General features: G+C 38.1%; 10 protein-coding genes. 9 read left to right on the forward strand and 1 reads right to left on the reverse strand.

The window, feature by feature from the left end; genetic code table 11:
* The first annotated feature begins 6 nt into the window (after positions 1 to 6).
* From MY04_RS22760 to rocD, 9 genes are all read left to right on the forward strand, one after another.
* Positions 7 to 2976, forward strand: a complete 2970-nt coding sequence (locus tag MY04_RS22760; protein ID WP_084006079.1) for a SusC/RagA family TonB-linked outer membrane protein — start codon at positions 7 to 9, stop codon at positions 2974 to 2976.
* A gap of 13 nt (positions 2977 to 2989) precedes the next feature.
* Positions 2990 to 4369 carry a RagB/SusD family nutrient uptake outer membrane protein gene (locus MY04_RS22765; RefSeq protein WP_066216726.1) on the forward strand — a complete coding sequence of 460 codons (1380 nt, stop codon included), beginning with the start codon at positions 2990 to 2992 and terminating at the stop codon, positions 4367 to 4369.
* Between the two features lie 68 nt (positions 4370 to 4437).
* Positions 4438 to 5667, forward strand: coding sequence for a PKD domain-containing protein (locus MY04_RS22770; RefSeq protein ID WP_158297861.1), 1230 nt, complete (start codon positions 4438 to 4440; stop codon positions 5665 to 5667).
* 190 nt (positions 5668 to 5857) lie between these two features.
* Positions 5858 to 6679, forward strand: coding sequence for a cyanophycinase (locus tag MY04_RS22775; protein ID WP_066214676.1), 822 nt, complete (start codon positions 5858 to 5860; stop codon positions 6677 to 6679).
* A 13-nt stretch (positions 6680 to 6692) separates the two neighbouring features.
* The gene (locus MY04_RS22780; RefSeq protein ID WP_066214678.1) at positions 6693 to 7622 is read left to right on the forward strand and encodes an isoaspartyl peptidase/L-asparaginase family protein; all 930 of its coding nucleotides are present in this window, start codon (positions 6693 to 6695) and stop codon (positions 7620 to 7622) included.
* Positions 7623 to 7631: 9 nt separating this feature from the next.
* Positions 7632 to 9002, forward strand: a complete 1371-nt coding sequence (locus MY04_RS22785; protein ID WP_066214679.1) for a YfcC family protein — start codon at positions 7632 to 7634, stop codon at positions 9000 to 9002.
* 99 nt (positions 9003 to 9101) lie between these two features.
* Positions 9102 to 9254 carry a hypothetical protein gene (locus MY04_RS22790; RefSeq protein ID WP_158297862.1) on the forward strand — a complete coding sequence of 51 codons (153 nt, stop codon included), beginning with the start codon at positions 9102 to 9104 and terminating at the stop codon, positions 9252 to 9254.
* A complete protein-coding gene (locus MY04_RS22795) occupies positions 9244 to 11076 on the forward strand; it encodes a GEVED domain-containing protein (protein WP_066214680.1) in 1833 nt (610 codons plus the stop codon). The genes MY04_RS22790 and MY04_RS22795 overlap by 11 nt, the downstream gene beginning before the upstream one ends.
* A gap of 131 nt (positions 11077 to 11207) precedes the next feature.
* Entirely contained in the window at positions 11208 to 12449 is a 1242-nt protein-coding gene (rocD, locus tag MY04_RS22800; protein WP_066214681.1) for an ornithine--oxo-acid transaminase, read from the forward strand.
* Positions 12450 to 12516: 67 nt separating this feature from the next.
* Here the strand turns inward: rocD and MY04_RS22805 are convergent, their stop codons facing one another.
* Positions 12517 to 13992, reverse strand: coding sequence for a T9SS type A sorting domain-containing protein (locus tag MY04_RS22805; RefSeq protein WP_066214683.1), 1476 nt, complete (start codon positions 13990 to 13992; stop codon positions 12517 to 12519).
* Positions 13993 to 14019 lie beyond the last annotated feature (27 nt).

The raw sequence follows: 14019 nt of genomic DNA on the forward strand, positions 1-14019 counted from the left end.
ATTATTATGAAACTATCAAATCTATTTATCTTATCTCTTCTGCTATTCTTTAGTATTGGAATAGCTCAAGCACAAGAGTTCACGCTTAGCGGCACAGTCACGTCTGATGCCGACAAAGGTCCGATTCCAGGAGTAACAGTTTTTATAAAAGGAACTTCGAATGGAACGGTAACAAATATTGATGGAAAATATACCATTCTTCTAAAGGAGGATGACAAAGGAAAAACACTTGTATTTAACCACATTGGAATGATTAACCAAGAGTTCACAATTGGAGATCAGACCCAACTTAATGTTTCAATGATTCCAGATATGGAAGAGTTGGAAGAAGTAACAGTGGTAGGTTATTCTTCGGAAAGTAAAAAGCTTTTGAGTTCTTCTGTTCAAACAGTGGATAGCGAATCTTTGAAAGATTTACCTGTGGGTACGCTAGATGCCGCATTGGCAGGTCAGGCAGCAGGTGTGCAGATCAATTCTAATTCTGGTACTCCAGGTGGAGCATTATCCGTAAGAGTAAGAGGTGTAGGTTCTGTAAATGCAGCCAATCAGCCACTATATGTTATTGATGGTATTCCAGTAATTACAGAAAACAGTTCACAAGTAAGTTTTAGTGGACAAACTATAAGTGCGTTATCTGATTTATCGCCCTCAGATATTGAATCTTTTACGGTATTAAAAGATGGTGCGGGTGCTGCAATTTATGGGTCGAGAGCTGCTAATGGTGTCGTTTTGATCACGACAAAACGTGGAGCATCTGGTAAAACTAAGATCTCTTTTAATGCTTTTGGTGGAGTTCAGCAAGTGTATAAACGATTGGACTTATTGAACAAACAACAGTGGTTTGAATTTAAAAACGATCAATTAGGTGTAGAAAAATATACGAAAGAATATATTGATAACTACCCACACGATACGGACTGGCAAAACGAAGTATTTAGAGATGCCCCAATGGCTTCTTACGATTTATCGCTTCAAGGAGGAAATGAGAAAACAAATTTCTATTTGTCAGGTAGCTATTTTAAGCAAGATGGTGTCATCAAAGGGAGTGGATACGATAGAACCAACTTAAGAGCAAACATCGATCATCACTTCTCAGAAAAAGTGAAATTGGGGACGAGTTTACAATTTGGTATGTCTGAAAATGACCGTATCGAAGGTGATCAATCGTTGAATGCGCCACTTCCAAATGCCTTATCGTTACCGGCTATTTATCCGGTGTACAATGAAGATGGATCGTATAACGAGGATGGACCGTATGCCAATCCAGTAGCAATTGCCAACGAAGCTTTGAACAAAGCATATACGTACAGAGGTTTAGGTAATGCTTATTTAGATATTGCCCTACTAGAAGAGTTAACCTTTAGAACTCAAGTAGGATTTGACTATTACCATTTAAGAGAACACAGTTATGACCCTGTAACAACACGTCAGGGGGCTTCTTACAATGGTCTTGGTTTTAGTGCGAACAATACTTCAATTAACACAACGGTTAATGCCACTTTACAATATGTGAAGTCCTTTGGAAATCACAAATTTGATTTATTGGCTGGCTTTAGTTCAGAAAGCTATAACAACAGAAGTAATTATATCCGTGGTCAGAATTTCTCTCGACCAGAATTTAAGTACATTACTTCAGCTTCTGAAATCATTGAAGCAGATAGTTATGGATTGGATAGAGGGTTAAATTCCTTCTTTGCTAAAGCGAACTATAGCTATGCCAATAAATACATCTTTGCCTTTTCAGTAAGACGAGATGGATCATCGAAGTTTGGTGAAAACAATCGTTACGGTACTTTCCCGTCAGCTTCGGTAGCATGGAGAGTGATTGAAGAAGGTTTTATGAGTACTTCGGATTTCTTCTCTGATTTCAAAATCAGAGGTAGTTACGGTCTAACAGGTAATGATGCGATTGGTGATTTCAGATACCAAGCATTGTACGGATCAGGAGCCGATTATAACGGACAACCGGGTATTGCACCAACACAACTTCCAAACGAAAACCTAAAGTGGGAAACAGTAAAACAAGCCAATTTTGGTATTGATTTAGGTTTTTGGAACGATCGCCTATCATTGACCACTGAGGTGTATCAAAAGTCAACCACCGACATGTTATTGTCTAGACCATTGCCTCCAACATCGGGATTCTCTTCAGTGATATCAAATATTGGAGAGATGAGAAACCAAGGTGTGGAAGTGTTATTGGGCTATGAAATCTTTAGAAAAAGTGATTTCAATTGGAAAGCATCTTTAAACGTTTCCACTTATAAAAATGAAGTGGTGAAATTATATAATGGTCAGCCAATCGATAACATAGGTCGCGGTAATAACAGAATTGAAGAAGGAAGTCCAATCAGTATTTTCTACGGATATAAATCATTAGGTGTGGATTCTTCTACTGGTGATATTGTCTTTGCCGACATCAATGGTGATGGTGAAATTACATCAGAGGATAGAACAGAGATTGGTAATCCTCATCCAGACTTTTTTGGTGGATTTACCAATACGATCAACTGGAAAAACTTTGATATGAACCTTCTACTGACATTTTCTGTAGGTAACGATATTTACAACGGTACTCGAGTGTACTTGGAGTCAATGAAAGGAGAGGACAATCAAACTACAGCTATTCTTGATCGTTGGAGAGAACCGGGTGATGTGACAGACATTCCAAGAGCTACAGCCAATGATCCTAATAATAATAACCGAGCTTCAAATCGATTTGTTGAAGATGGATCATATCTGAGATTAAAGAACGTAACGCTAGGTTATACATTACCTAAAGCATTCACCAAAAAGGTGTTTATTGATAAACTAAGAGTCTATGTTTCAGGTCAGAACTTGTTCACTTTAACCAATTATTCCGGTATGGATCCAGAAGTAAATTACGCTGGTGACGATGGAGTAAGAATGGGAACTGACTTCTTTACTTACCCAAATGCTAGAGTTTATACAGCAGGTCTAAATGTATCCTTCTAATCTAAAAGAAATCATGAAAAAATTAGTTTACATAACAAAAATTGCCCTGGTTTTCTTTCTATTCGGATGTGAAAGTAATCTAGATGTGCAGCCGGTAGCTTCGATCGATGCCAACGAAGCCATCAAAGATGCTAACGGCTTAAACTCTGCCTTGAATGGCTTATACAACGAGTTTCAATCAGATAGTTATTACGGAAGAGATTTATTTATTCTGAACGAATTATCTGCTAATGATGGAAGAAGAACGGGTACGTCTTTGGACTATCAACAGTTCGAAAATCATTCTATCTTAAGTGATAATGCCGCAATTGAAAGCCTTTGGGCAACCGCCTATGGAGCAATCAATACTGCTAATAATATTATCGAAAGAGCGGTGCCTATCTCTATGGATGAGGCGATAAAAGGCAACATTATTGGTGAGGCTTATTTCCTTCGTGCTTTAGCACATTTTGATGTGTTGAAGTTGTATGGTGGAGTACCTTATAAATCAACTTCTACTCAAGGTGTTTCAGAGGATATAAATGTGCCTAGAAACACTGTAGAAGAAGTATACAATTTGATGTTAGACGACTTGATGACAGCCAAGGAGAAAGTGACTATCGAAAAAGGAAACTTCTTTGTAAGTCCTTCAGCGGTAGATGCTTTATTGGCAAGAGTGGAGTTGTATTATGCAAGTTACTTACTTCAAAATGGAGGAGATAGTGATGCACATTATCAAAAAGCTTTAGATTATGCAACAGCAGTAATTTCAACAGGGAATTATGAATTGGAGCCTGAGTTTGGGAATGTTTTCACTACCAAAGAAAACAAAGAAGTAATCTTCCAATTGAACTTCTCTGCACAGGATAGAAACAGAATGTCATACTATTTATCACCTATTTCTTTAGGTGGTAGAGGAGAGGTGACATTCTCTAATTCATTGCAAAATTCCTACAAAGGAAACGATCTGAGAGCGGATTTCATCTTTCAAGATTTCCCTACTTTAGATGGTACAGCGACAAGTAAAAGAGTGGCTAAATATCAGGATACAGCCAATGGGGCAGATGCTATCATTATCGTCAGATTAGCAGATATGTATTTGATACAAGCCGAAGCACATTATATGTTGGAAGGAAATGCTGCTCAAGATAAAATCTTATCAGCGATTAATGAGGTAAGATCAAGATCAAACGATCCTCTGACAAGTTTGGGTAGCGATCCACTTCGAACTATTCTCGACGAAAGAAGATGGGAATTCTGTTTCGAAGGTCATCGTTGGACTGATTTGGTAAGAACAGATCGAGCCACTTCCACACTGGGCATTTCTAAAAATGCCACTTTATATCCCATTCCTCTAAAGGAGATTCAGACCAATACAAGAATCAATCAAGAGGATCAAAATCCGGGGTATTAAAATAAAATATCTCTCATCTATGGATGTTCTCCACAGTTATCATTTTTTCAAAAAAATTAATTACAACCATGAAAACGTACTCTAACTTAATTTTTAGGTATTTATTGGCGATATTGCCACTATCATTTCTATTCGTTACCTCATGTTCTGAAGAAGATGAAACGCCACCTTTGGCAAGTGTAGTAGCTAAATTCGATTACGAAATTTCTAATGAAGGCGTTGCTCCCGCAACTGTTACTTTTAATAACACATCTATTGCAGCAACTACTTATGAGTGGGATTTCGGTATGGAAGGTGCAACTTCTACAGACGAAAACCCAGAATATACATACGAGGATTTCGGTACTTACGAAGTAACATTAACAGCAAAAGCTGAAGATGGTAGAGAAAATACTTCATCACAAACGATCATCATCAAAGATCCTCTTGGAGGTAAGTTGCCAACGCTTTATTACACAGATAGAGCAACAGGTAAAGTACACATGATCGTATTGGATGGTGCTGAAACACCAACTATTCAATCATTCGGCGATAATCATATCAAACCTTATGGTATTGCAGCAGATTTGGAGAACGAAAAACTTTATGTGGTTGAACAAGATGCTGATTTAATGTTTCAATATGATGCCTTAGCAAATGGTACAAAAACTGTAATTCACAACGCAGCAGACTTAGGTGATAAAGAACATATGTTATACTATCCAGCTGGTGTAAAAGTGATTGATGGAAGGTTATATTGGGGTGCTGAAGGTGGCATTTATACTTCTGCTTTAGATGGATCAGATTTAAAAGCATTTGTGGAGTTTTCTACAAACACAGGTTACTTAGAAGGTAGTCTTCCATTGGGTATTACTTATGATGCAGAAAACGAAGTCATCTATTTCGTGAATGACGCTTACGATTATAGCGGTGGTATCTACAAAGTAAACTTTGATGGAACAGGTTTAGAAGAAATCGTTGAAGGTGTAGATGCTGGAGATGTTTCTTACTTAGATGGTAAATTATATTACTTTGATTATGCCACATCGAAAGGTACAATCTATGATATAGCTACTAAGGCTAAAAACGAATTTGTTGATTATCCAACAAAATTTGTTTGGGGCACAATTGTAGATCCAATCACAGAGAAAATTTACTGGACTGATAGAGGAGATAATGATGATGGAACAGATGGTAAAATTTACTCTGCAAACCTTGATGGTACAGAAATCGAAGTGTTGTTAGATATTACAAATGCTCCAACAGTAGAGGGTACTAAAATACTAAGACCATACGCTCTAGGGTTAGGTTTATATTAATTCACTATTTATGGTGTAGTTGATGCACAAATTGATACTTTTACTTTAGTTAGAAGATCATTTCTTAAAGAATCTGGATAGGTTTCAACCTATTCAGATTCCCAATAAAAAGCCCATGATTTCAATCATGGGAAAAAGTAAGGGACATAGAGAAACATAGTGCAAAAAACACCATAAACCAAGTAACAAAATGAATAAAAAGCACATATTATCACTTTTCATCATCGGCTTAATGTCCTTCTCGACATTCGCCCAAGGAAAGCTCTTCATCATCGGTGGAGGAAAACGACCACCCGAATTGATCAAGAGATTAACTGAGGAAGCGAAGTTAAAAGAAGGCTATGGTATCGTGCTTTCTATGTCGAGTAGCGAGCCAGATACATCAGCTTATTATGGCGTATTACAGTTTAAAAAACAAGGTTTTGATAACGTATCATCCATGTTTTATACTACTGAACAGCCACCGACTTCATCAGCATTAGATTCCATCAGAAAAGCCTCTTTGATCTACATCACAGGTGGAGATCAAAACCGATTTATGAAGCGCATCGAAAAAACAGGTATTTATGAAGCAATCCACGACTGTTTTGAAAACGGTGGTATGATTGCCGGAACAAGTGCTGGAGCAGCGGTAATGAGTGAAGTGATGATTACAGGTGATGAGAAAAATTATCCAGATTATGACGATACAGGCCGTTCCATTGAAAGCAATAATTTGATTTATGGGAAAGGCTTGGGCATGATCAATAAAGTGATTATCGACCAACATTTTATTCAAAGAAGCAGGTACAATCGTTTGATGACGGCCGTAATTGATCACCCAAAATTACGGGGTATTGGTATCGACGAATCGACCGCTATTCTGGTACATCAAAATGAATTTGAGGTAGTCGGAGTAAGTCAGGTGATATTGATCGAGAAGCCTCAACAGATTGATACAAAAGAAACTAAAATCGGAGCTAGAAAAATCAGCGTAAGCATTTTGAAAAGCGGCGATAAGATAAAATTATAAGAAGACTCTATTTATGAAAAATAAATTTGCCCTTGCAATTCATGGAGGAGCTGGCACGCTATTGCCTTCAGAAATTACGCCAGAGAAGGAAGCAGAGATCAACTCGGCTTTACAAGGTGTACTTTATGCAGCTAAAAAGTGCTTGTCAGAAGGAGGATCTGCTTTAGAAGCAGTGGAAATTGCGGTAACTGCACTAGAAGATTGTCCATTGTTTAATGCTGGAAAAGGGGCAGTGATGGCCCACGATGGTTCTTACGAAATGGAAGCATCGATTATGTCTGGAGAAACATTGGAAGCTGGTGCAGTGGCAGGTATTCGCCATATTAAAAACCCAATTCAATTGGCTAGAAAGATTCACGACGATGAAGATTTTGTTTATTTGCACGGAAAAGGGGCGTTAGATTATGCAAGAGACTATAGTTTGGAAGAAGTAGAAGACGATTACTTCTTTACAGAATCTCGTCATAAACAATGGTTATTGGCAAGAGAAACCAATCAAATGTTGGTGGATCACGACGGTGAACGTAAGTTCGGAACAGTAGGTGCCGTAGCGTTGGATTTGGATGGCAACTTAGCAGCAGCCACTTCTACAGGCGGATTGGTCAACAAAAGGTTTGGTCGTTTAGGTGATAGTTCTGTGATCGGTTCTGGTACGTATGCAAGCAACGATAGTTGTGCAGTGTCTTGTACGGGTTATGGAGAGTTCTTTTTGAAAGCTACCGTGGCACGTGATATTGCCGCACATATGGAATTTGGTCAACGTAAACTGAAAGAAGCAACAGATATTGTTGTACATGATAAGTTGGTCAAAATGCAAGGCGAAGGTGGAGTAATTGCCATCGATCATCAAGGAAATATTGAATTATCTTTCAACTCGGAAGGGATGTATAGAGGTTGGACATCATCTGATGATGAACAATTGAATATTGCCATTTTCAAGTAACAAAATATTATGAAGAAGCTACCAGATACTTTAGTGATATCTTCTACTATTCTCGCTTTTTTTATTGGTCTAACATGGATCATTTCTGCTGGGGAATATCAAAGAGAAATGGTGGACGGAAGAAATTTGCTCATCCCCAATACCTATCATGAGGTGGAGGCACAACCGCAAAGTATCGCTTCTTTCTTTACTGCACCTATCAACGGTTTTGTGAGTGCATCCGAAATTATCGCCTTCATTTTTATTGTAGGAGGTGCATTCGGGATGCTTACACAAACCAATGCGATAGAAGCCGGCTTACAACGATTGGTTCTTTGGAGTAACAAGAAGAAAGCGTATAAAATGATCCTTATTCCATTTATCTTTGTTTGTTTCTCTGTGGCAGGGGCGACCTTCGGAATGTCAGAGGAGGTCTTGATTTTTATCCTGATCACCATTCCAATGGCCAAGGCGATGAAGTTGGATACCATCGTTGGAGTAGCTATTCCCTTTGTAGGTGCAGGGGTAGGTTTTGCAGGAGCGATCAGTAATCCGTTTACGATCGGAATTGCTCAAGGGATTGCCGAAATACCTTTATTCTCAGGTTGGGAATACAGAGTATTTGTTTGGTCCGTTTTTACTTTGATAGGGATGATATATGTTATGTATTACGTATCAAAAATCGAGAACAACAAAGAGAAAAGCTTGCTTCCAAATCAAGACAAACCACTTGATGTTCAAGAAGAGTCTATCGACTTTAATTACAAAAAAGCCATTGTCGTCGCACTTTTGTTTATAGGAATTGGAGTGTTGGTGGTTGGAGTGACTAAGTTCGATTGGTACATGACTGAGATTGGTGCTTTGTTCTTCGTCATCGGTTTTATTGCTTCATTGATTTGTCACACTCCAGCAAATAAAATGAGTGAAAGCTTCATCAAAGGATCGAAGGAAATGATGACGGCCGCTTTGGTGATTGCCTCTTGTAAAGGGATTTTGATTGTAGCCACAGAAGGGAAAATTATTGATACGATATTGTTTTCCATCACGGGCTTATTGGACGGATTACCAAAGTTTGCAGCAGCTGAAGCGATGTTTGTCTTCCAAAGTATTCTGAATACAGTACTTCCATCGGGTTCTGGTCAGGCGGCTTTAACCATGCCGATTATGGCTCCATTAAGTGATTTATTGGGTATTTCACGACAAGTTGCAGTATTGGCATTTCAGTTTGGAGACGGATTAACCAATCTGATTATACCAACGAGTGGAGTGACCATGGGTGTTTTGTCCATTGCAAAAATCCCATACAATGTTTGGGTAAAATGGATGGCACCTTTATTACTACTTCTCATGTTTGCAGCGGGCATTTTATTAATTGGACCTCTTTATTTTAATCTATTGTAATCAGTAAGATATTTCTCATCACAGCACACACATATAACATACTAACTATAAATATTTAAGATAAATCTTTCGATTAAAGCTAATGATTTTTACGAATACATGAAGTCTACTTCATGCGATTCTAGAAAGTTGTTATCTGAAAAATTAGACAGTTCTGGGGCGAAGTTCTCTAGGGCACAATGGGACATGTTACTAGAGAATGATGCCCCAAGGATTGTCTCCACTATTAATTATTACAATTATGAAAATTAACAATTACTTTCTTAACAAGACTATCTATGTAGTCTTACTCTCTCTCATCTCAACGCTTACTTTAGGACAAGGGTACAACTTTTCTTTGGAAGGGGGTACTTGGAATGGGCATGGTAATGTAACTACACAGCAGGTGACAATGCTGGTAGGTGGAGCGGAAGTAGGAGGAGATGGTGAGGTGAATGCGACACAATGGTTTGTGAACCAATCCGGAGGTGGGGATTACCTCGTTTTAAGAACAGATGCCGTAGGAGGACAAGCCTCCTGGGTATGGAGTAATTTTAGCAGTTCGATCAGTTCTGCAGCGGAGTTGTCGATTACAACAGCCAACGGAGCAAATAATGCTACAGTAGCACAGTATATTCGAGATGCTGAGGCATTATTTATTGCAGGGGGCGACCAAAGAGAATACATGGATCTTTGGAAAGGAACGGCTGTGGCTGATGCTATCAATTACTTGATAAACGACAAAAAGGTGCCTGTTGGCGGAACATCAGCTGGTATGGCGATTATGGGTGGTGCATATTATGCACCGGCGACATCGGGGGTGTTATCATCAGAAATTCTAAATGATCCTTTTCATCAGTATACTAATAACTCTTTCTTTTATAACGACTTTCTCCAAAACCCGTACTTGACAAATGTGATTACAGATACGCATTTGGACCGAACGCATGGTACTGGAAATGAAAATAGATACGGTCGTGCTTTTGGAATTTTAGCACGAACAATTAGCGATCAGAACGATCAACAACGTTATGCTATTGCTTGCGATGAAGCAGCTTTTGTATGTATTGATGCATCTGGTAATGCCAAGGTTTTTGGTGATGGTGGACAAACTCAATATCCTACGAAAGCCTATTTTATGGTGGGGAATTGTTCGACTCCCGAAACTATTTCGGCCGGTCAACCTTTAGTTTGGAATAAGAACGGAGAGGCAGTGAAAGCCTACGTCATCCAAGGTTCAGTAAATGGAAATGGAAACTCTTTTAGTCTTAACGATTGGGAAACTGCTTCTGGCGGTGGATGGATGAATCTGTATACCACTAATGGTTATTCGGGTTTTAATTATGTAAACGGAAGTGGTGCTTCTACAGGTGCTTCTGCACCAAGTTGTGATGGAGGAACAACACCACCTACCGTGGAGCAATATTGCGATTCCTACGGTAATTCAACTTCCTATGAATTTATAGATGAAGTAGGAATTGATGGTAACTATCACTTCTCTGGTAATGACAATGGATATGGAGATTATACTTCTGTTAGTTTTAATTTGACGAAAGGTGGAAGTCATACTTTCTTCTTAGATCCGAATACATCTTCTAGAGAAAGAGTGGTAGTTTGGATAGATTATAACCAAGACGGAGTATTTGATGCTAATACGGAGGAAGTACTATATAAGCAGACAAGACGTTCGTTTAGTTCTAGTTTTACGGTACCTTCTACAGCATTATCAGGAGCTACAAGAATGCGAGTTTCTATGCAATATGCATCGGATGGCTACCCTTATCCTTGCGATGTTTTGGACTATGGTGAAGTAGAAGATTATACAGTGGTTATTTCTAACAGTTCCTCTCAAAGATTGGCAGGTGTAACTGTAGAAGCAGAAGGAAGTAGGGCTTATCCTAACCCAACTAATGGGCGATTGACCTACCCTTCGACTACATCAAACATTACTTTGGTTGTGGTGGATGCTTTGGGGAGAGAACTCCGAAAAGTAGCATCAAACACTATCGATATTTCAGATCTTAATAATGGATTGTATTACCTCAGAATCATCGAAGATGGAGAGGAATCAGTGCAAAAGATCATCAAAAATTAATTAAGATATAACTCTTCTTATCTGTTTAATGAATCCAATCGCTACACAGTTTTAATTAAAATATTAAACAGGTTTGAAGAGTTTTTTTTTCATAATGTCAATTTATTCTCACATATAATCAATAGAATAACATGATGAAATTTTATACGCAAGAAGCGATCAACCTAGAGAAAAAATATGGAGCCAATAATTATGCGCCACTACCTGTAGTGCTCGAAAGAGGAAATGGGGTATATGTTTGGGATGTGGAAGGCAGAAGATATTACGATTTTCTATCTGCTTATAGTGCGGTGAATCAAGGGCACGTGCATCCTAGAATTTTGAATGTGATGATCAAGCAGGCGTCGAAATTGACCTTGACTTCTAGAGCTTTTTATTCTGATCAGTTAGGAATGGCGGAAAAGAAGTTATGTAATCTATTTGGTTACGAGCGTGCTATTTTGATGAACACAGGGGCAGAAGGAAACGAAACAGCCATCAAATTAGCAAGAAAGTGGGGATATGAGAAAAAAGGAATTCCAAAGAATGAAGCGATCATTGTGGGTGTGGAGAAGAACTTCCATGGTCGAACAACTACGATAATTTCAGCTTCTACAGATCCGGTGGCAACGACTAATTTTGGTCCATTTATGCCAGGTTTTGAGATTGTACCCTACAACAATTTAGAAGCTTTGGAAGAGATTCTTCAAAACCCAAATGTAGCCGGTTTATGGATGGAACCTATCCAAGGGGAAGCAGGTGTTTATCTTCCCGATGAAGGCTATTTAAAAAAAGCACAAGAGCTTTGTCACCGTTACAATGTGTTGTTTATGGTCGATGAAGTACAGACAGGTGTAGGGAGAACAGGTAAATTGCTTGCCTCAGAATATGAGGAAATAAAACCCGATATGATCATTTTAGGAAAAGCAATTTCAGGTGGTTTTTATCCAGTATCAGCAGTGTTAACTTCTTCTGAAGTGATGGATGTCTTTAAACCTGGACAGCACGGATCTACTTACGGTGGAAACCCATTAGGTTGTGCTGTGATGATGGAAGCTTTGGACGTACTTGTTGATGAAAAACTAACAGAAAATGCTTACAGATTAGGCAAAATATTTAGAAAGAAAATGCGAAAATTATGTAAGCAAACTGATTTATTATTAGGCGTTCGTGGCAAAGGATTGCTGAATGCACTGTTGGTCAACGACTCCGAAGACAGTGCCACAGCCACTTTAATTTGTCACGAATTGATGCATAAAGGACTTCTAGCAAAACCCACTCATGGAAATATAATACGATTCGCACCTCCATTGGTTATTACCGAAAGTCAACTCGAAAAATGTATGGATATCATTGAAGATACTGTGTTGAATTTTGAATTGGTAGAGGCTTAAGGTGAATATATGGTGTTTAGCACCTTGAGTCTAATGCTCAGGCACCGAACAAATGTTCGGTGTCTGTTTAATGTATTTGTAGTTTCAGAATTTCTTTCTGTGAACCTTGAATAATATGCACCACAAACATACCTCTACCCCAAGTAGTCGCCAATCTTGTTTCGTTTTGTAAATCCTCTTTAAAGAATACATTTTGCCCCATCTGATTAAAAATCAATAATTGATAAGGCTCGTTATTATTGGGTGTAATGGTAATTTCCTGTCCAGAATATTGAGGGACAGGATAGGCGACTACATCAAATTCTTCGGGGGATTCTAATGTGACTTCTACAGGTCCAAAGTATTCAAACTGACCATCGAAATCAACTTGTTTTAAACGGTAATAAACGATGCCGTTTCTCAACTTATCTTCATATTGATATTCTATTCTTGTTGAACTATTACCAGCAGCTTTCACTTGATCCAATAAATGCCAATCTTCTTCATCATAAGAATATTGCACCTCAAAGTAATCACTGTTTTGCTCACTCGCAGTTGCCCATTTCAGTAAAACACTTTGGTCTAATACTTCCGCGTCAAAATAGATCAATTCTACGGGTAGATCATCATCACCATAATAGATACTTACGGTATCTAAATGATCTGATTCTGGACCGTTAATACCATCTAAACGGAAGTAAACTCTATCAAAACGATCATCATTATCAGTATATACATAGGATATTGGACCTTCTGATCCCGAAGCTTGTTGTTCGGTTAAAGGACTCCATGTATTTTGATCTTCTGATGTATATATTTCATATGAAGTTATTTCACTTTCAGAAAACATTCCCCATGTTAGAGTGGTCGTACCTTGTCTGTCTAGATTTCCTTCAAAATAATTGACTTGATCCGTTAATTCATCACAAGGGATAAATTCTGGTCTTTCATCTGTACTTTGATCCTCAACAAATTCTCCAGACTCAGGCAAAGAAATACATCCTCCAACAAACTCCCAATCCACATCTTTTTTATAATGTATTTGATCGCTTATTTCGTGGATGATCACGTTCTCCATGTTGACTTGTAAATAACCTGTTACCTCATCATTATGTGCTTGAAAATCGACATGACCGTCCAATTCCCAAACACTATTATTATTGGTCAAAGATCCATTTTCGAAACGAACATGTGATCCGGCAGCAGTAATTACTGATGATGCCTTTATTGTTGTAAAAGAATTTTTTACCTCAAACTTTTTCATATCAATATTTAAAAGATCGGCAGTTAGAATAACTGGGTTATAACCTTCTTCATTATTGATATTAATATCACCTGTACCTGTTAAATGAGACGATTGTATAATAACAATACATTCGTCTAAGTCAAGTTTGGTCTTTACAGAGAAAGTCTCACCTGTAATAATGATCTTTTTATGTTCATAATTTTCATTATTCACTTCCCCCTCTAGAATTACAGTTTCCATTTCTTCCTGAGCAAAAACTTCGGGAATTAAAGACGAAAACAGTATTATTAATATTGTAAGTATTGATAGATGTTTCATTTTCAGATTTTGTAGTTTGTCCAAGAC

The sequence above is a fragment of the Flammeovirga sp. MY04 genome (genome assembly GCF_001682195.2).
Taxonomy (GTDB): domain Bacteria; phylum Bacteroidota; class Bacteroidia; order Cytophagales; family Flammeovirgaceae; genus Flammeovirga; species Flammeovirga yaeyamensis.